17 protein-coding genes are annotated in these 18,314 nt (G+C 66.3%); 9 read left to right on the top strand and 8 right to left on the bottom strand.

The annotated features are described in order from the left end of the window. Positions 1-84 precede the first annotated feature (84 nt). Positions 85-1,503, top strand: a complete 1,419-nt coding sequence (locus tag FSW04_RS13795; protein WP_146920178.1) for a Rho termination factor N-terminal domain-containing protein — start codon at positions 85-87, stop codon at positions 1,501-1,503. A gap of 3 nt (positions 1,504-1,506) precedes the next feature. On the opposite strand, the gene FSW04_RS13800 is transcribed toward FSW04_RS13795, so the two are convergent. Next, positions 1,507-1,971 carry a hypothetical protein gene (locus FSW04_RS13800; protein ID WP_146920180.1) on the bottom strand — a complete coding sequence of 155 codons (465 nt, stop codon included), beginning with the start codon at positions 1,969-1,971 and terminating at the stop codon, positions 1,507-1,509. A gap of 237 nt (positions 1,972-2,208) precedes the next feature. Continuing rightward, a complete protein-coding gene (locus FSW04_RS13805) occupies positions 2,209-2,427 on the bottom strand; it encodes a hypothetical protein (RefSeq protein ID WP_146920182.1) in 219 nt (72 codons plus the stop codon). 80 nt (positions 2,428-2,507) lie between these two features. On the opposite strand from FSW04_RS13805, the gene FSW04_RS13810 reads away from it, so the two are divergent. Both FSW04_RS13810 and FSW04_RS13815 read left to right on the top strand, forming a co-directional pair. After that, a complete protein-coding gene (locus FSW04_RS13810; protein WP_146920184.1) occupies positions 2,508-3,227 on the top strand; it encodes a response regulator transcription factor in 720 nt (239 codons plus the stop codon). 1,060 nt (positions 3,228-4,287) lie between these two features. Continuing rightward, positions 4,288-7,245 (top strand): Eco57I restriction-modification methylase domain-containing protein, encoded by a 2,958-nt coding sequence (locus tag FSW04_RS13815; protein WP_146920186.1) that lies wholly within the window; start codon positions 4,288-4,290, stop codon positions 7,243-7,245. On the opposite strand, the gene FSW04_RS13820 is transcribed toward FSW04_RS13815, so the two are convergent. The 4 genes from FSW04_RS13820 to FSW04_RS13835 are packed head-to-tail and all read right to left on the bottom strand — an operon-like array spanning position 7,242 to position 11,152. Next, positions 7,242-8,123: a hypothetical protein gene (locus tag FSW04_RS13820; RefSeq protein WP_146920188.1), complete on the bottom strand. Its 882-nt coding sequence runs from the start codon at positions 8,121-8,123 to the stop codon at positions 7,242-7,244. The genes FSW04_RS13815 and FSW04_RS13820 overlap by 4 nt on opposite strands. Next, positions 8,120-10,372, bottom strand: a complete 2,253-nt coding sequence (locus FSW04_RS13825; RefSeq protein ID WP_146920191.1) for a hypothetical protein — start codon at positions 10,370-10,372, stop codon at positions 8,120-8,122. Before FSW04_RS13825 ends, FSW04_RS13820 begins: the two co-directional genes overlap by 4 nt. Then, complete coding sequence (locus tag FSW04_RS13830; RefSeq protein ID WP_146920193.1) at positions 10,356-10,811, bottom strand: hypothetical protein; 456 nt, start codon at positions 10,809-10,811, stop codon at positions 10,356-10,358. Before FSW04_RS13830 ends, FSW04_RS13825 begins: the two co-directional genes overlap by 17 nt. Beyond that, complete coding sequence (locus FSW04_RS13835; RefSeq protein ID WP_146920195.1) at positions 10,811-11,152, bottom strand: hypothetical protein; 342 nt, start codon at positions 11,150-11,152, stop codon at positions 10,811-10,813. Before FSW04_RS13835 ends, FSW04_RS13830 begins: the two co-directional genes overlap by 1 nt. A 74-nt stretch (positions 11,153-11,226) precedes the next feature. Between FSW04_RS13835 and FSW04_RS13840 the strand changes: the two genes are divergently transcribed. The 4 genes from FSW04_RS13840 (at position 11,227) to FSW04_RS13855 (ending at position 14,692) form a co-directional block, all read left to right on the top strand. Further along, entirely contained in the window at positions 11,227-12,198 is a 972-nt protein-coding gene (locus FSW04_RS13840; RefSeq protein WP_146920197.1) for a hypothetical protein, read from the top strand. 38 nt (positions 12,199-12,236) lie between these two features. Continuing rightward, entirely contained in the window at positions 12,237-13,385 is a 1,149-nt protein-coding gene (gene cas1 / locus FSW04_RS13845) for a CRISPR-associated endonuclease Cas1 (RefSeq protein WP_146920199.1), read from the top strand. Further along, entirely contained in the window at positions 13,382-13,612 is a 231-nt protein-coding gene (locus FSW04_RS13850; RefSeq protein WP_146920203.1) for a hypothetical protein, read from the top strand. Before cas1 ends, FSW04_RS13850 begins: the two co-directional genes overlap by 4 nt. Before the next feature lie 699 nt (positions 13,613-14,311). After that, positions 14,312-14,692, top strand: a complete 381-nt coding sequence (locus FSW04_RS13855; RefSeq protein WP_146920205.1) for a hypothetical protein — start codon at positions 14,312-14,314, stop codon at positions 14,690-14,692. A 653-nt stretch (positions 14,693-15,345) separates the two neighbouring features. Here FSW04_RS13855 and FSW04_RS13860 read toward each other — a convergent pair. Both FSW04_RS13860 and FSW04_RS26070 read right to left on the bottom strand, forming a co-directional pair. Further along, a complete protein-coding gene (locus FSW04_RS13860; RefSeq protein WP_146920207.1) occupies positions 15,346-16,371 on the bottom strand; it encodes a hypothetical protein in 1,026 nt (341 codons plus the stop codon). A 409-nt stretch (positions 16,372-16,780) separates the two neighbouring features. Then, positions 16,781-17,053: a hypothetical protein gene (locus FSW04_RS26070; protein WP_187368770.1), complete on the bottom strand. Its 273-nt coding sequence runs from the start codon at positions 17,051-17,053 to the stop codon at positions 16,781-16,783. A 116-nt stretch (positions 17,054-17,169) separates the two neighbouring features. Here FSW04_RS26070 and FSW04_RS26075 point away from each other — a divergent pair, with 116 nt between their 5' ends. Together FSW04_RS26075 and cpaB are read left to right on the top strand one after the other, a co-directional pair. After that, entirely contained in the window at positions 17,170-17,526 is a 357-nt protein-coding gene (locus tag FSW04_RS26075; RefSeq protein WP_187368771.1) for an ATP-binding protein, read from the top strand. Further along, on the top strand, positions 17,523-18,209 hold the full coding sequence (gene cpaB / locus FSW04_RS13870) for a Flp pilus assembly protein CpaB (RefSeq protein ID WP_146920211.1): 687 nt from the start codon (positions 17,523-17,525) through the stop codon (positions 18,207-18,209). Before FSW04_RS26075 ends, cpaB begins: the two co-directional genes overlap by 4 nt. Positions 18,210-18,314 lie beyond the last annotated feature (105 nt).

Raw genomic sequence — 18,314 nt, forward strand, 5'->3', positions numbered from 1 at the left:
ACCGTCCGGTCCTGAGACGTCGCCGTTCCGCTGCCAGGCAACGCGGAACGGGCGCCCACCGACACCACAACTGAGGAGGACACCATGTCCGTGCTCACCCGCTCCGCTCTCGAGGCCAGCCCGCTGGCCGATCTGCACACCATCGCGTCCGAGCTCGGCATCGACGGCTTCCGCCGACTGCGCAAGGCCGAGCTCGTCGACCGCATCCTGGGCACCCAGGGCGGCGAGGACGCCGTCGCCGAGGCCGAGGCGCCCGAGGCCGAGGAGGCCGAGGTCGAGGAGGCCGTCGCGGCCGACGCCGAGGACAAGCCCCGCCGCCGCCGGGGCGCCCGCGGGGGCCGCAGCCGCCGCAGGCCCGGCGACGACGAGGACGGAAGCGCCGAGGAGGCCGACGCCGAGGACGCCGTCGCCGACGAGCCCGTCGCGGCCGACGACGTCATCGCCACCGAGGACGAGGTCGTCGAGGAGGAGATCGAGGAGGAGGAGCGCGAGGCCGCGCGCCCCCGTCGCCGCTCGCGCGGCGCACGCGACCGTGACCGCGGCGATGGCCTCAACCGGGATCGCGACGCCGACCGTGACCGCGACGCCGAGGACCGCGTCGAGCGCGTCGTCTCCGGCGTCGTCGAGCTGCTGCCCAACGGCTCGGGCTTCGTGCGCGTCACGCCGCCGGAGCCCTCCGACGACGACGTGTACGTCTCGGCCGCCCAGGTGCGCCGCTGCGAGCTGGTCTCCGGCGACCGCGTCGCCGGCCCGGTGCGCGAGCCGCGCCGCTCCGAGCGCTACCCGTCGCTGGTCCGCATCGACACCATCAACGACCGGCCCGCCGACGAGGTCGCCGAGGGCACGCACTTCGACGACCTGCCCTGCACGCTGCCCACCGAGCGCCTCGCGCTGGGGTCCGAGGACGCGACGCTGAAGGCCATCGAGTGGCTGACCCCCATCGGCAAGGGCTCGCGGGTGACGATCACCGGCGAGGCCCACGCCGGCAAGAGCGAGGCGCTCAAGCGCCTGGCCGGCGCGCTGAACACGGTCGAGGGCCTCGAGGTCCATGTCGTGCTGGCCGCCGTGCGGCCGGAGGAGTGCGCCGAGTGGCGCGCGGGCGACGTCGAGCCGGTCGCCGCGCTGTCGCTGGCCGCCAGCCCCGATGCCCAGGCCCAGGCCGTCGAGCGCGCGATCGACACCGCCAAGCGCATCACCGCGCGCGGCGGCGACGTCGTCGTGCTCGTCGACGCGATCGACGGCCTGCCGCCGCACGCGGCACGCCGCGCGCTGGCGGCCGCCCGCAACGTGGTCGACGGCGGCTCGCTGACGATCATCGCCACGGCGGCGGCCCCCGTCGGCGGCGAGACGACGATCATCGCCCTGGACCGCACGCTGACGCGGACCGCGCGCTTCCCGGCGCTCGACCTGGTCAACAGCGGGACGCTGCGGGCCGAGCTGCTCGTGGGCGACGCCGGCGCAGACGCCATCGCGCAGGCGCGCGCCGCCGCGCTGGGCGCCTAGCGCTCAGCGGGGGACGTAGGCGACCCGGCCCCAGGAGGGCTCGGGGGCAAGCTCGACGGGCTCGCCGTCGCGGTCGGGCTGCACGTACCGGAAGGTGTGGAGCTCGGCGTCGAAGTGGACGTCGAGCTCACCCTCCTTCACGCGCTGGTCCAGCCAGGCGGAGCGGAAGACGAGCCGGCGCAGCCAGTGCACGAGGGAGCGGTCGCTGGGGCCGACGAGCTCGGGCCAGCAGTCGTTGACGTGCTCGCCCAGGGCGGACGCGGGCTCCTGGATCTCGCCGTTGACCGAGAGGGTCACGAGGTCCTCGAGCTCGGGGTCGTCCAGTCGGCCGGACACGAAGCCCAGCTTGTTGGCGGCCTGCTCGCAGCGCTCGCGGAAGTCGCGCTCGTTGAAGGTGAAGCGGAGTTCGCCGTACTCGAGGACGAAGTCCTCTCCGCTGTCGTAGTTGCCTCGGCGTGCGTCGTTCATGGTCATGTCGGTCGTCGCGCCGAGGGGGGACGGCGGCTCTCACGAAGTCGTCGGCATCGTATGGCCGAACCCTTTGTCTTGGGATGTCATGGGACGGATCTTGCAGTCCGTCCGGTCGTGGGGCGTGCCGTCCGCCGCCCGGCTGGAGTTCGCCCTGGGCGCGGCGGTCCCTTCCGTGCGCGGGGGCGCACGCGGTCCTGCAACGCGGCACCCCGCGCGCGCCGGCCGCCGGGCCCATCAGCGGGCGCCGCGGACCGTGACGCGGGTTGCCGACTCGAGCCGGATGTCGTTCCGGGGAGCCGAGCCGAGCAGGTCATCGACCGGGACGGATCCGCCGGCGTACGTCGTGGAGGTGGCCGGGCCGGCCAGCGTGGTCGCCTGGGCCGACGCGGCGGTGAGGGCGAGCGCCGGCGCGCTCGCCAGGGCGACGAGGATCGTCCGTACGGGTCGGCTCATCACCGATGGATCGGTCACCGGCCGGACACGCTGAGGGGCCGGAGGGGGCGGGTTCCGCGCGCCCGGCCGGTCGTGAGGCCATGACGCACGACACCCCCGCCACCATCCTGGTCGCCGAGGACGACCCGGCGACCCGCACGTTCCTGGCCGACGAGCTCACCGCCGACGGCTACGAGCTGCTCGTCGCCGAGACCGCCGCCGATGCGCTGCGCCTGCTCGGCGCGAAGTTCCCCGACCTCGTGATCCTCGACGTCGGCCTGCCCGACGCCTCGGGCCTCGAGCTCGTGCGCAGCGTGCGCGCGGCCGACGGCGCCGTGAGCCGCGTGGACCGCGACACGCCGATGCTCGTGCTCAGCGGCCGCTGCGGCGAGGTCGACCGCGTGCGCGCCTTCGACCAGGGCGCCGACGACTTCCTGGCCAAGCCGTTCAGCTACCCCGAGCTGCGTGGGCGCGTCGCGGCGCTGCTGCGCCGCAGCGACGGGCGCCGCCGCACCGGGCGCGTGCGCGTCGGCTCGCTCGAGCTCGATCCCGCCTCCCGGGCGGTCACGATCGCCGGCCGCCCTGTGGCCCTGACCCAGAAGGAGTTCGCGCTGCTGCGGGGGCTGGCCGCCGCGCCCTGCACGGTCCACACCAAGGACGAGCTCCTGCGCACGGTCTGGGGCTTCCGGTCGCGGGGCGCCACGCGCACGCTCGACAGCCACGCCTGCCGCCTGCGGGCCAAGCTCGGCGCCGAGGGCGACCGGTTCGTGCTCAACGTGTGGGGGGTAGTACTAGGGCCGCCGAAACCGGGTCAGCCGTAACGCGGACACACACCCACGCTGACCCACTTGCAGTCGGTCACGACTCCTCCGCCGAGTGGTGAGGCTAAGTCAGGTTGGAAGGACTCGCCCTTGCCAGGCCGAACCTACGCGCGTGAGTAAACGAGTTCTTGAGCTCGGGAGCATCGTCCTAAGCTGCCTTGTGGGCGGTCTCATCGTGGCGCTGACAAGCGGAGGCACCAAACACTTGTTGGCGTGGTCGCTCATGATCGCCGCCGTGGTGGTGTGGGGAGTTACACTCGTCGAGAGTTGGCCGCTTAAGCACAATCTGCCTCCCGATACCCGCAGGCGTTACGCACTTGCGCAGGCGCCGTACGTCATCGCGGTCATAGGTCTCTGCATCTGGATACTGCACCTCCACGCGTCGAAGCCTAGTCCGCCGGACTCGACAGTGACAAGCGAAGTGGATGGAGTAACGGTCTCCACTGATCATGCGCCAGCGGGATCAAGCGTTTGGCTGTTCAACCGCCAGATCCGGTCGGGGCAGTATTTTCCGGCAGGCGGGCCGTGTGATTCGGCGGGCCTTGGATCTCCGCTCTTTGAATGTGGGGTTATATACGTGGGGTCCGACTCCGACTACGCGCATACGACGAGCGTGGCGGACCGAACCTTCAGAATTTATGCCCGGCTACTTACTCCCGCGCAAGTTGCCACGATCAAAGCACGAGCCCGAGCTAACAAAACCTTGAGCGAACACGAGATGCGCGCTCTTCGGGCCATCGGGACGCCGGTTACGGTTGTCCGATCACTAAAGGCTGTGCCGCCGACAATATGGTCTCGAGGTCCGATTCAGGGGTCGTGAGTCTTGTTCCAGCGAGATCGGAGCCTCTCGGCCGGATCCTCTCCCCTCTTCGACGGTGCAGAGCTTGACCGCCGGATACGGTACGCGGCAAATCCTGCGCGACGGTCCGGCTGCGGACCGGCCGCTCCGAGCGCCGCAAACGACTCTGTGGTGGGCGGGCGCGTTGCCGCGCGTCCGGCTGGACAGCCGAAATACGCCCCAACTGGTCTCCCGTCCGCGCCCCCGAAGAGAATCCCGACCATGGGAACCCCGCCGGAGCTCGTAGACCTCGTCGAGAAGTACCAGCGCAATCGCAACTCGTACGAGTCGGCGGTCTACAACGAGACCCAGCTCCGACGGGAATTTGTTGACCCACTGCTCCAAATCCTGGGATGGGACGTCGACAATGCCGCCGGGTACGCAGAGGCCTACAAGGACGTCGTCCACGAGGACAGCATTCGTATCGAAGGCTCGCCAAAGGCTCCGGACTACTCGCTCCGTATCGGCGGTACGCGCAAGTTCTTCGTTGAGGCCAAGAAGCCCTCGGTCAAGATCACAAACGATAAGGCGAGCGCCTACCAGCTGCGACGCTATGCGTGGTCGGCAGGACTGCCGCTGTCGTTGCTAACCAACTTCGCGAGCCTAGCCGTATACGACGGTCGGGTGCCGCCGGCGCCGAACGAACGGGCCGCCAAGGCTCGCATCTTGCTCGTCGAGGTTGATGAACTGGCAGAACGATGGGACGAAATCGCCTCCATCTTCGCGCGCGAATCGGTTCTCCGGGGAAACCTCGACCGATACACCGACCTCAACGCGCCTCGCCGCGGCACCTCGCCGGTGGACGATTACTTTCTAAGGGAGATCGAAGAGTGGCGCCAAGCCCTTGCGGCTGACTTAGCGACTCGCAATCCCGATCTCAATCAAGCCGGCCTGAACTATGCCGTTCAGGCGACAATCGACCGAATTATCTTTCTGCGGATCTGCGAGGACCGCGGACTTGAGGACTACGGCACCCTGCAGTCTGCTGCGGGCCGCAAGCACGTCTACCGCCAGCTACTCGAGCTATTTAACCAGGCGGACACCCGCTACAACTCCGGTCTTTTTCACTTTGCCACCGAGGCGGACCGTGGCACACCAGATGTGCTCACACCCAGGCTGAACGTCGACGATTCAATTCTGCGATCAATCCTCGAGCGGCTGTACTTTCCCGAAAGCCCATACCAGTTTTCGGTCGTGAGTGCTGAGATTCTCGGACAGGTCTACGAGCAGTTTCTGGGTAGGGTCATCGAGATCGGCCCTGATCGATCTGTCTCGGTCAATCAGAAGCCAGAAATCAGACAGCGATCCGGCGGCGTCTACTACACGCCCTCGTACATTGTCCGATTCATCGTCGAGCGCACTCTCGGCGAGACGCTGAGCAGAGTGACAGCCGAGAATCTGGTGATGGGCGGCAAGGGACGTCGGCGGATACGTGTCGTTGACCCTGCGTGTGGGTCTGGGTCGTTCCTGATCGTCGCCTATCAATATTTGCTCGACTGGTACCTGGCCCAATACCAGAGGGACGTAGCACGCTGGTCTAAGGGGCGGTCTCCTCGCATTCACGCAGCGAGTCGCGGCGACTGGCGACTCACGACAGCCGAACGCAAGCGAATCCTCCTCGACCACATCTTTGGGGTCGACATCGACGCCCAAGCAGTCGAGGTAACTAAGCTATCGCTCTTGCTCAAGGTTTTGGAGGGCGAGTCGGCCGAGAGCCTGCAATTGGTGATGAGGATCCTACGAGAGCGCGCACTTCCCGACCTCGACCTCAATATTAAGGCTGGAAATTCGCTCGTGGGTGCGGACGTGTGGACGGTGCTCGACGAGATCCCCGATGAGGAAGCCGCCCGAATCAACCCGTTCGATTGGTCTCGTGAGTTCCCGGACGCCATGGCCGCTGGTGGCTTCGACGCCGTATTCGGTAACCCGCCGTACGTCTATCGCAACGCAACCGAGGATCTTCTGCGGTCCTACTACGAGAAGCAGTACTCCACGACGCAGGGCAATTTCGAGCTCTACAAATTCTTTCTGGAGCGCGGTATGTGGCTTTGTAAGCCGGAGGGCCTACTGGGCTATATCGTCAGCGCATCGTTTCTGATCCAGACTTCGTTCTCGCGCCTACGTGAGTTCCTCGTAAGGAGCGGAGTGATCGAGCACTTGGCCGGTCTTGGGCCGGGCGCCTTCAGCAAGGCGACCATTGACTCGGCGATCATTGTCGTGCAAAAGACCGCCCTGCCGGCCAATCACAACATCGAGGTACGGGGTCCGAAGCGACCCACGGAGCTGCTGCGCACTACCCCGTACCCGGTGCCACAGGTCCGCTTCGCGAACAACCCCGACACAGTCTTCGACTGGCGACTGCGACCTGAGGGCGCCAAGATCGTCGAACGCCTGCTAGGAGATTTCCCGCCTGTCGAGGAAGGATTCGAGTTCGGCGTAGGCATCAATACGGGGTTCATCAGAGGTCTGCTGACGGCAGACAGCAAGCTCGACGACCGCTATGGCCCAATGATTGCTGGCGATGGCATTTCGCCGATGGGTGAGCCACAAACCGATGGCTGGATCATGTACGACCCTGACTTCGTCGCCAAGCAGGGCGATCGGGGCCGATCCTTACCGCAGAAGAGGCTGCTGACCGAGCCGAAGATTCTGGTCGTCCGCACCCGAAACTTGTCGCTGTTGCGGCGTATCGTATCCACGATCGACACGAGTGGTGGTTACAACCTCAACCGCCTGTCAAACATCATCGCGCGACCTGGCCGGGAGCTCTACGGCCTGCTTGGCTTACTCAACTCATCATTGTACGAATGGCTCTTCTCGACACGCTATTTCGACTATGAGATCAAGCCCGTATACCTACGCTCAGCTCCCCTCGCAGACACCGAGGACCCAGCCCTCATTCGCCTGACCAAGCAAATGGATCGGACCACGAAGGCGCTCCAAAAGTCGAACTTGAACACCGAAGCCGAAAGACTCAAACGTCAACGAGACGGGCAGCAGCGGGCGCTCGACGACCAGGTCTTCAAACTCTTCTCGGTCACATCCGAGGAGCGCAAGCACATCGAGTGGCAGCTCGACTACTTCGCGCAGAACCCGGATGAACCCGCTGCGACGGAATCCTTTGCGCTTACGCTCGCGGCGACGGACCAGAGAACCCGAGTGGGAGGCGCCGCCGGCTAACCGCCGTCCCTAGCGACGCGCAGCCGATAGGCCCGCTGCTTACAGGCGTGACCACAATATGTGGCGTTGCGGCTCGGGAGTAGTTTTCCACAGGGGCAGCAACGCTCGACCTGTTGTGCCCTCAGCGCGAGGTAGGCGTGGAGCAACGCTGTCTTGTTCCGAGGGATTGGAGCCCCGTGTTTGCGCAGGTGCTCACGGGCGTGCCGCTGCGCTGCAGCGACGAGACGTCGGCGGTTCGCAGAGTGAGGCTCAGAGCGCCCAGCAACGCTCTCGGCGAGAGCGCTGCTGCTCAGGCCGGTCTCACGGACGAGGTCCTTGGCGGGGATGTCCCGTAGGACGGGAAGGATTTGTTGTGTCCAGCGGTCACGGCTCGGCGCGGTGTAGGTGGTGTAGATATCGGCCGTGCTTTGGATGAGTCCGGCCGCCGTTTCGTCGACTCGGTTGGCTTCCTTGCCGATCTGTTCGATGTCGACAGCGTTGACGTGGCGTGGCCCCAGCAAGCCGCTCGTTGCTCGCCGACATGGAAGGCCGTTGGCATCGAGGCGTCGTGGGTCGGGATGGTCGAGGTACTTCGTGGCGATCTCGCGGTAGGTGCGGACGCGCGCGGTCTGTGTGTCGAATTTGGTAGTCGAGATTTTGAAGTCTGCGCGTGTGTAGGTGTCGACGAACGTCGTGGTCGCCCAGGCACTCTGGGTCTTGTCGTAGGGGGCGACGAGCAGGAACGGCTTGCCGGCGAGGCCCAGGGGCTTTCCGAATGGCTGGACTACGGGGCTGAGCAGGAAACCGAAGGCGCGAACGTGGTCGCGGTACTCCTTGCCGCGGTTGAACTTGCGAAACCAGTCGGCGATCGGACGTGTGGTGATGGCGTAGGTGGTCATCGCGGGACGATCAAAGCCCGGCAGTCCATCGAAGTCGACCGTCGTATCGCTGAGGACGGCCTGGATGGCGAGGTACCAGAGGTCGTACTGCCAGCGACTGATGCCGAGCTTGTCCAGTCTCGCCCGTGGTGGGGGATATGGGCGGGAGCTTCGCGCTCGTCATACGGCGCCAAGAGATGGCCGAGACCATGCGCGGAGGCTTTGCGGATGATCGGCTGCCCGTGCGAGTCCAGGTTGAACATCACGTACCGCTTGGGCGAGACGGCGTAGCAGTACAAGGGCTCGAGGTCGTTCCCAGTCTTGCCGTCTGACCTGAGACCGTAGTTGATGTCCTCGAGCTCGAGGAGCGATCCGGGGCTTGCGTACGGGTTGAGGGCGCTGAACCAGTCTCGGATCCGCTGGACTCGGTGGTGGAAGTCCTCGCGGTCGAGGGGGGGCGGCTTGGTTAGGGCGATGGAGTCGGTGTCCATGAAGGCCCAGTCCAGGCCCTCGTCGCGGGCCAGTCGCTCGGCGATGACGAGCATGAGTCGGGCGGCGCCGGTGATCAACGTTCCAAGCAGTGGATGGAAGTAGCGGCCGGGCTGCTCGTCGCGTTTGACTCTCGCTGCGAACGCTACGCCGTCGAGGCCGTAGGCGTTGATGACGTGCTCGCCCTCACGGTCGGTGGCGTTGAGCTCGATGAAGCACCCGTAGCTGGTGGCGCTGGCGGTTAGTTTTAGGGCCTTCTGTTCGGTGTCCAGACGGGCGGCGAGTTCTGCGTCGCCCTCGCTGGTTGCGCGAGCGGCCGCTGTCTTGACTTCGCTGCGCAGGTCGACCAGGCGTTTGTAGAAGTCGTCCTGGTAGGGATCGACGCGGTATTTGGGGTTGCCGAGGATGTCGATCGGTTGCAACCCGTCCTGGGGACCGCGAGGTGCAAACCGAATGGACTGCACGACCTCGGGGGCTTGGCCGGTGATGAGTTTGCTGGCGATGCAGTCGGCTAGGGTGACCCATAGCAGCTCGTCGCTGGTGAGGTAGCTCTGTGCCATGCCGTACTGGGCCGCGGGTGCCTTCTCGATGTCTGATCCGATGTCGCCGAACGCGGCGCGCACGGGTAGGCGGTCGGCGTCGGGTCGGATCTGCACGATCGCGGCTAACCCCAGCCACGTCTCTGGGCTTTGCAGGTCGGCTAGCTCCACCCCGTCGAGGAACCCGCGGACGTCGTCGGTGGCGTCGTAATGGTCGACACCTTGGGCGATGACGAACGAGAACTGATTCATCAGGATGCAGACGGTGGAGTACATCGAGAGAAAGTCGCTGTAGCTGACCTCGGCGATCTCGCGTCGTAGCCGCACCTCTGAGCGGCCGCCGGAGTAGGTGCTGAGGATCTGACCGATGAGCTCAGGTGCAAAACGCGGCTGTACGGTGCGCCAGGGCTCGATGGCCATCTGTCGCAGGCTTCCCTTGCCAATGCTCGCCTCGCTGGCCAGGCTGGTCAACGGTGTCTCGGTCAAGCCGTAGCTCTCATAGCGAGTCGCCAGCGTGGCAAAGCATTCCCACGTGACCTGCACGTCGATTGCGCAGTACTTGATGTACGCGCGGGTTAGTGTGGCGCCGTGCTCTTCGACCGATGCCTTGCGGGTCTGGGTTTGGAGCCTTTCGGCCAGCGTCCTGAGTGTGAAGGACTCGCCAAGCACGGCCTTGGCGACGGTCCGCACGTCGGCGAAGAAGCCTCGAGAGTCGCCCGGACGGCGTGCTCGACGTGGAACGAGGTCGATCATCGCCGAGGTGCTGCTGCGATGAAGCACGCGGACGCGCGGCTGCTCCTCGTCGTCGCTGAGCTCGAAGGAGAACCCGCCCTTGAAGCGTCCCTTGGCCTTCTTGTCGCGGAGCGCGAGTCGCGAGATGTCGAAGGGCAGGTTGAAGCCGATGCACAGTCCTCCGAGCTGGTGCAGTGTCGGGAAGAAGACATCGGCGATGAAGTCGGCGACGAGCAATAGCTCGACGGCCTCGTCGCGGGCCACAATAGTGAGGATGGTGAGCTCGTCGCTCGTGAGTCCCACCGGGTCATAAAAGTATCCAGAGCGTTCCAGCATGCCGTCGTTGCGGACTTGGAAGGCGCCGAAGCGCAGCGAGTGGGCGGTGTCGCGCGTGGTCTCGCAGTCAAAGATCAGCGCCCATTCCGATGGAGCGTCCGGCGTCCACTTGGGTGCGGGGGGCGGAGCGTAGGCACGCATCGCGATGGGCAGTGGCTCAGCCTCGGGGATCATCGTGTTCCCCGGTCTCGTGGCGTGCTCGCTCCTCAAGGTAGGGCGGAAGCCAGCTGAGGGCGTCGATCATGACGCGCAGCAGATCGAGGAAGCCGCGAAGCCAGGCCGCCGCACGAAGCAAGGGGTTCGCTTGCGGGTTGCGCAGGGTGTCGATCGGCCAATCTCGTTGGGCGTCGCTGAGCTGGCGATGCACGTTGCCAGGCACCGCCACCGTCGACGGGTCGTTGTGGCGCCCGGCCAGGTGATGGTGCTCGATGGCGGCGCGCCCCGTGTGTTCGGCGCGACATTCGTAACAGAGCACCATCCCGTCGTCGTCGGCGGTGAGTGCGGCGGGCTCGTCCTCGATGCAGAGCGCGCAGCAGGGCTCGCGGCCTACACCTAACCGTCGGAGGTGCTGCTCTCGACGGACCGCGTGCCGTTGATCGTCGGCGCGGCCCATCACAGGTCGCCCTTGGGGTAAATGGTCTCTACGTCGAGCTCGCCTTCGGCCTCGCGGATGTCGATCAGATCGGGATCAGTCTCAAGCTCAAATCCAGCGACCTGCTGTCGGGCATAGGGTGCGAGCGCGTTGGTATCACCGCGTAGGTAGGCGGTTACCGCGTTCCAGTGCGAGCCGGCCACGGAGCGCTGCTCGGCATCGGGGAGTTCGAGGTCCATCACACCTTCGGTCGTCACGACGCGAACCAGCCATTCGGGACGTGGAGATCCTGCACCGCCTTCAGCGTCAGGAGCGAGGCGGAACCCGTGGAGGTGGTCGACGATGCGGAATGAGTTGTGCATTGACCTCAGCGTCCCAGGGCACGAACGTATGTTCGCGTATGCGGTCGGTCGGGTCTTGCGCTTCAATGCCTGCGGTGGCCGACCCCGCTCCCGACGACGAGCAGCTCCTCAAACACGCTGAGCTCGCCGGCTTCAACGTCACGCCTCGGCGGCTGGCCGGCTTTCGCCGCGCCCAGGCGATGCCGTCGACGCCGACCAGCCAGTGTCCCGAACGACTCGTCGGCCTCTGCCACTTCCTCGCCAGAACCGGTGAATTCCGCCGAAGGCCAGACCTCCCCGAGCGTCGTCGACTCGCCGACGCGCCGGTCTGGCTGTGGTACCAGGGCTATCCGGTCCCCTATCTGGAGGTCCGTGACCGGGCCCAGCATTATCTCGAGCACGTCGACAGAGGGCTACGTGAGTTACGCGAGGCCGAGCGTCGATTGCATCCCGACCACGAGCCTTACGAATACGCCACTGCTGCAGCTGAGGCCTACGCCGATGCTGTTATGCCCACGCCGATGATGCGCGGGATCATCCCTGCCTTCATCGACAATTATGTGCGTCAGGCCGACGGCGAAGAGCCACACGTACCAGCATCTCGCCATGAGCTTGCCCGTCAGGCGGCAGTCGACCTCTTCGTGCGGTTCCAAGGCGTCGGGCACGTCCCTAATGAGAAGGCCGCCGAGTTCGTGCTCGCGCCGCTGGTGATCGCCAAGGTCCAGGCGGAGGTCCCCGACGTCGAAGCGGTACTGGCCGCCATGAGCCTTTCCGGCATGAACAAAGCGCTCTGGCACCGCTCAGAGCATGAATGGTGGATGGTTCGCCACCTCGTCCATGCAGGGCTCGGAATCACCCACCAGCTCGCGACCCAACCCGGTGACCGCGGCGTGCACCAGCTCGCTCGCCTAAGCACCCCAGGAATCGACACGCAGGGCTTGCTCCTGATGATCAGCTGGGTTGCCTCTGCGTTGCCGTACATCGTGGGCTACCTCAACGACAATCCCCTGGAAATTCCTGACGAACGTTTTCGCTCATCTCCACTCCCGAGGAACAAGTTAAGGTAAAATGCGGAGCGTACACAGAACGCGAAAGGACTCGCAACATGGACGGCGACACTCCCCCGACCGAGCGGCCCGAACATGGCGTCATCGTCGCTGCGGGCTATGGTCTCAGGCTCTACGTTCGGGGCGGCCACCTCATCGTCCACGATGGAGTGGGACGTCAACACCGCACCCGGCGATATCACCGGGCAATCAGCAAGCTCAGGCGTGTCGTCGTCATCGGCCACGACGGCTACATCACCCTCGAGGCCATGCGCTGGATAAGAGACATCGGAGCCGCCTTTGTCCAGGTTGACCGCGACGCCAACCTCATCGCGCTCAGCGCGCCCGCCCGCCACCACGAGTCCGCGCTGCGCCGCGCACAGGTCCTTGCTGGCGAGCAGCGGACCGGTCGCCAGGCGACCGTCGACCTCCTGAGGGCCAAACTCGAGTTGCAGGCTCAGATCGCCGAGCGCCTCTCCCGTCTCAAGGCCACGGTCCGGATCAAGGACGCACACCCCATCACGGTGGCGGCGGCAATCCGAGAGAGCGCAGAGTCTATGCACGCCGATCTCAGCTACGCGGTGCTCCGTCAGCTTGAGTCAGCGGCCGGCCGCAACTACTGGCAGACGTGGGCTCGCGTTTCGGTCGAGTTCGATCCGGGTTGGGACAAACGGATCCCCGATCACTGGCGTGAGGCCGGCCCACGAACCTCCGCCGCAGAAAACAAAGGTCGGGGGCGCAAGGCAACGACCCCTGTTCACGCGATGCTCAACTACACCTACGCGATCCTTGAGACCGAAGCGACGATCGCGGCACACAAGCTCGGCTTCGATCCGAGCCTCGGCCTGATGCACACAGACAAGCGATACCGAGGCTCACTAGCGACCGACCTGATGGAGCCCGCGCGACCCGCCGCAGACCTACTTGTGCTCGATTTCCTAGAGTGTCAGCCGCTTCGGCGCGGCGATGTCAGAGAGACGCGAGAAGGTGTCGTCCGTATCGGAGCGCCGCTCGCTCGACAGCTCGCCGCACACTCGAGCTCGCTTTTGGCCGCGGTGGCCCCGCACGCCGAACAACTCGCGCGGACGCTGCTTGGCCGGTCTGATCACCCCACACCGCTGACCCGTCGCCGCCACGCCGCAGCGATCGCGCAGACACGATCTGACACCCGCACAGCCACACGATCCGAAGGTAGCATCCAAACATGAAGCCCGAGAGCGCCACCGTGAAGAAGGTACTTCGCTTCGAAACACCCCCGCTCGGAAGCCGCGGCGACAGACTCGCCATTGTGCGCTGGAGCGACGGAACCGAAGGCGCGGCGCTTCTCTGGTTCAGCGACGAGGTGCTCCTATCCGAAGGCGACTTCATCGGCAAGACTGCTGAGGAGCTGCGATCTCTCCTGTTTCGCAGGGATCGAGACTGCCTCCAGTCCTAACCCACCCAAGCTCCCTCGCCAGCCGCAACTTGGAACCCTCCGACCGATCACCGACGCGCTGATACGACGGTTTCAGCACCAGCGCACTGCTCCCTCGAGCGCCACCCAACAGCAAGAAGGCCTCTTGGGACGCCCCGCAGGCCCCGGCCGCCGATCTCTCGTGCGAACCGCTTAGTCACACCACCGCTCGAGCGTTCGCGACACGATCCAGCGCCGCCCGCCCATGTGCCGGGTAATCAACGGTCACGACCGCCACGGCGAAGGGACGTCGTCGTCCAGGCCACTCCCAAGCCCTACGTCTCAAGCGTACTAGGCTTACTTTCCGCGCAAGCGCGCGGCCGCCAGGCTCACTCGAAGTAGTAACGCCACGCGGAAGTTAGTGCCTTTGGCTCAGAAAAACGCCGATGTTCTGTGCCACGCCGGGCATCGTCGCCATGTCCCCGTACATAGCCTCAGCCCAATTTACATCCATGACGATGGCAAGTCGGCCCGACGAGCCCACAACATCATTCTCGTCCCAGATACCAACCATGCCGTTACCCTTGCCGTCCTGGATAAGGATGTTCTGGTGGCCAACATTGCTCGCTGCGAAGGTGCCTACGAGCCCGCCAGTGAAGCTTGTGAGGTGGTTAGGCGTGGTCGCAACAGCTCCACTACGAGCTGGCACCGTTTCTACCCCCAAAGCTGCTCGACGCGTGGATGACCGAGCACCCGGCCGGCTTTGCCCAGATGGTGGAAGCTGTGGACGAGGTTTGTGCGGGCGACCTACCGTGGGATGACTGTGACGGTTTTGCTCGCTTTTATCTTCGGATATTCAACAACAGCCCCGACGCGGAGCTGCGGGTGAAGGCCTTTGAGCAGGTGCTCCGCATAGGTGCATCACACAACCGATATCCGGTCGCCAACATGCTGCGAAGCGTCCTGGCGGATGTTACCAACGACGAGGACATTGCACTGGTCGTGAAGGCCGTCAAGCACCAACAGGGCTACGCATACTGGTTCTCGATACCTGATCGGTTTGACAAGCGCATCATTGATGCATTTAGTGGCGCGACGGACGAGCACTCAGACATCTGGTAGGCCCGATCGCGCGCCGCGCGGACGCTCCTATGACGTGGCCCTAGCGGCGTGTGGACCAAGTCGAGCCGACGGAGCTCCGCCGGGAACATGTTAACTCGACATCGTGCCGACTAGCTCTACGAGCCGGCTGCGGATGACCAGTATCCGCTTAGCGGGGTTCAGAGGATCTGCTAAATCGTCAGAGCGCAGGAAGCGACCGACCGTCGAATGGTCATACCCCGTCAGTGCTTTCGCGGCAAGCCTGAACTTCTCGATCAGCCACCGGCTCGGCGTGTGTCAGTACGGTCCACGCGCGCTGGCCGCAGCCCCCACCACATCAGACCATTGACCCTCGGCAGGGCGACGCGATCGGCCAGCACCGGTGCTGGGCTAGCTCCCTGCTGGGCGAGCTCCCTGGGCGATCTGCCTCCGAGATCGTGGAAGTTCAGCGCACAGATGGGGGATCGTGTTCCCGCCAGTACCGATTCACCGCGCCGCGTACGGCGACCCCCGACCGCCCTAGCGACCCTCCAAGTTGCCGACACCTCCGCCGGAGACGGCAGACCGGTCAGTACCACGGACGGATCCGGGACGACTCGGCACCTTCGTGGCGGAACAACGCTGGTTGCTCCGCACATACTTGTTTGAGTGCTTCGGGTGCGGTGTCGCCTGTGTTACGCGAGCGAGCCGCAATTCATCCGTCGGGCAAACTGCTGCAGAGGGGGAAGTCCCTGGCCTGTCAGCGGGTCGAGCAAAGACTTCTTCCTGGAGAACAAGTCTGAGAACGAAGCAGTCGTATTGGTCTTGAGATCGGTGACAGCGATTCTCAATTCGTACAGCGGACTTACGCCGGACCCGGTGAAGGTTTCCCCGGAGAGCGTCGTCGCATACCGCGCCGGAATGAACTGCGTTAGCAGTCCAGCCCCCTGGATCCAGCCATCAAAGACCGGATCAATCGACGGGACCCCGACCAGGTCGAGGAGGTGACGAAGTGAATTGAGCTTCTCGGGCTTGCCATCGACGTGGCAGACGGTCCCATCGTCAACGTTGTAAAGGTTAAGCGAGGCGCTCCCGGTGTCTTGCCCGAGCTGTGCGGTGACATCGACTCTAGGCGAGACATCGACGCGAACAGGCTGCAGTAAGTGCAGCTGTCCGCTGGCGTTGGCCGTGAAATGGCCCGTCTTGCCGTTGCGGGTCACCGCGAGCGTCGCGTTTGGCGCGGGCGACCCGTCGGCCTTCGTGACCGAGATATCCAGCCACTCGAAGGCCTGATTCGCCGGATCGGTCCCCAACGCGTACGTTCTTGTCGACAACGTAACAGCCAATCCAGTTAGGTGACCCTGCCGCGCCTTGAGTGACGCGGATGTGAGTGCCCCTTCGAGGGAGAAGTAGGCGGTGGCGTTGGGCGCCAGACCGCCAGTGAAGTCCACCTCTGCGGCGTCCGGCAGCGCCGGATCGGTTACAAGCGAGGTCTTCGGTCCCTCGTAGCCGGTCGGTCCGAAGGGGCATCCAGCGACGCCGTAGGTGCAAAGTCCGTCGCCATCGAGGCCAGAGAGATCGCTGCCAGGGCCCGCAACCGTGATCGCATCCACCGGGCTCCCTGACTGGTCCCAGACGCCGACCAGAGTGTCGTCGGCACCGTCGTATTGGCCAGCGCTCTGGTCTCCGTACACGGTGACCGTTCGGTCGGGATACACCACCAGGAGGATCTCGCACGACGAGGAAAGACCAACGGCTGGGCATTCATGGAAGGGCGGAAGGGGGATCAGCGTGGATGCCCCAGAGGCGGCACTCGCCGCAAAGACAGAAGTCAGAATCGCAAGAACAACGGGGCGCCACAATAGGTTGCACAGTCTGTGAAGATTCATGGACGTATACCCCGCTGGGAGCGATGGTGCTCGCTCGCGAAAGCGGGAGCATTGGTAGACCGGCGCGCTGAGCCTACATAGCTGGCTGGCGTCTGGCAACGGCAGCAGTGTCTGGTCATGCCCTCATTCGACGGACTAAACCCGAACGTAAAGAATTGACTTGGGATGCCCGTCCGTGCCGTTACGGCTAATCCGGCTTGACGCGGCCTAGTACTACCCCGCTCAACGTGTGGGGCGTGGGCTACCGGCTCGTCGACGATCCCGGGACCGGGCTTGACGGGACGGTGGCGGCGTGACCGCGCTCCTGGCCGGCGCGCTGGTCCTCTCGCTGCTCGCCGCGCTGCGCGAGCGGGCGCGGGGCCGCGGCCTGCGCGAGCGCGCCGCGCGCGTGGAGCACGAGGTCCGGGGCCCCCTGACGGCCGCCGGCCTGGCGCTGCACGGCGCGGCCCGTCGCGGCGAGCTCGGCCCCGTCCTGGTGGCGGGGATCGAGCTCGAGCTCCGGCGTGCCGCCCACGCGCTCCTGGACCCCAGGGCAGCGCCGACGATCCCCGCGACGACGTCGACCTGTCGGACCTGCTGCGCTGCCAGGCGGCGACCTGGCAGGAGGTCGCCGCCGCGCACGGCGCGCGGGTGGCGGTCATCCCGGGTCCCGGGGCCGCGGTCGTCCGCGCCGACGCGCTCCGGGTGGCCCAGGCCACGTCCAACGTGGTGGCCAACGCGATCGAGCACGGCGGCGGCCTGGTCGAGATCCGCACCCGCACCGTCGGCGACCGGGTCCGCGTCGAGGTCACCGACGGCGGCCCGGGGCTCCCGGCGGCCGTGGCCGAGCTGGCCGGGCGCCCGCGTGCGGGCCGCGGGCGGCGCGGGCGCGGCCTGGCGATCGCCGCCGGCGTCGCGGCCCGCAACGGCGGCCGGCTCCGCGCCCTGCCGTCGCCGCGCGGCGCTCGCGTGGCGCTCGAGTTCCCGGTCGCCGGGACGCGGCCGTGACGCGCCGGCGCCGCGCCGCGCTCCTGCTGGGCGTCGCCATCGTCCTCGGCACCCTGGCGGCCTCCGACGTCTCGGGCCGCGAGCGGGCGCTGTCGCGGTCGCTGGGCCCGACGGTGCCCGTGGTCGTCGCCCGGGTGGCGATCGCGGCGGGCGACCCGCTCGACGCCCGCCGCCTCGCGCTGCGCCGCGTGCCCGCCCGCTACGCGCCGGCGTCGGCCTACGCGTCGGTGCCGGCGCTGGCCGGTGCCCGCGCCGCGGTGGCCCTGCGGCCGGGCGAGGACGTGGGCCCCGCGGTGGTCGACGACGGTGCGCAGGCCGCCGGGGCCCCCGTGCGCCCGGGCGAGCGCGTGGCCGAGATCGTGGCCCACGGCTCGCCCGAGCTGGTGCGGCCCGGCGGCCGCGTCGACGTGCTCGTCACCCGCCAGGGCGGAGACGGATCGGGCTCGACGACGCTGGCCCTCCAGGACGCCGAGGTGCTGGCCGCGGCACCCGCCGCCGTCGAGGGCCAGGACGCCGCGAGCGGCGGGCCCAGCGTGGCCGTGTCACTGCGGGTCACGCTGCGCCAGGCCGTGTACCTGGCCGCCGCGCAGGCCTTCGCGCGCGAGCTGCGGATCCTGCCGCGGGCGGCCGGCGACCACCGCCGCAGCGCCGCGGCGACGACCGTCGGGACGGCCCTCGGGTGAGCTCGGTCACCCGTCCAGCGCCTCCGCGCAACCTCAAGACCGGCCCCACACGACCGATACCCGGGTCCGAGGCTCACATGCTGCGAATCCTTCGTCCTCTTCCTC

It is taken from the genome of Baekduia soli (assembly GCF_007970665.1).
Lineage (GTDB): Bacteria > Actinomycetota > Thermoleophilia > Solirubrobacterales > Solirubrobacteraceae > Baekduia > Baekduia soli.

Excerpts from the sequence above, each read along its gene's own strand:
- FSW04_RS13795 (WP_146920178.1), top strand. The coding sequence starts at position 85 with ATGTCCGTGCTCACCCGCTCCGCTCTCGAGGCCAGCCCGCTGGCCGAT.
- FSW04_RS13800 (WP_146920180.1), bottom strand. The coding sequence starts at position 1,971 with ATGAACGACGCACGCCGAGGCAACTACGACAGCGGAGAGGACTTCGTC.
- FSW04_RS13805 (WP_146920182.1), bottom strand. The coding sequence starts at position 2,427 with ATGAGCCGACCCGTACGGACGATCCTCGTCGCCCTGGCGAGCGCGCCG.
- FSW04_RS13810 (WP_146920184.1), top strand. The coding sequence starts at position 2,508 with ATGACGCACGACACCCCCGCCACCATCCTGGTCGCCGAGGACGACCCG.
- FSW04_RS13815 (WP_146920186.1), top strand. The coding sequence starts at position 4,288 with ATGGGAACCCCGCCGGAGCTCGTAGACCTCGTCGAGAAGTACCAGCGC.
- FSW04_RS13820 (WP_146920188.1), bottom strand. The coding sequence starts at position 8,123 with ATGACCACCTACGCCATCACCACACGTCCGATCGCCGACTGGTTTCGC.
- FSW04_RS13825 (WP_146920191.1), bottom strand. The coding sequence starts at position 10,372 with ATGATCCCCGAGGCTGAGCCACTGCCCATCGCGATGCGTGCCTACGCT.
- FSW04_RS13830 (WP_146920193.1), bottom strand. The coding sequence starts at position 10,811 with ATGGGCCGCGCCGACGATCAACGGCACGCGGTCCGTCGAGAGCAGCAC.
- FSW04_RS13835 (WP_146920195.1), bottom strand. The coding sequence starts at position 11,152 with ATGCACAACTCATTCCGCATCGTCGACCACCTCCACGGGTTCCGCCTC.
- cas1 (WP_146920199.1), top strand. The coding sequence starts at position 12,237 with ATGGACGGCGACACTCCCCCGACCGAGCGGCCCGAACATGGCGTCATC.
- FSW04_RS13850 (WP_146920203.1), top strand. The coding sequence starts at position 13,382 with ATGAAGCCCGAGAGCGCCACCGTGAAGAAGGTACTTCGCTTCGAAACA.
- FSW04_RS13855 (WP_146920205.1), top strand. The coding sequence starts at position 14,312 with ATGACCGAGCACCCGGCCGGCTTTGCCCAGATGGTGGAAGCTGTGGAC.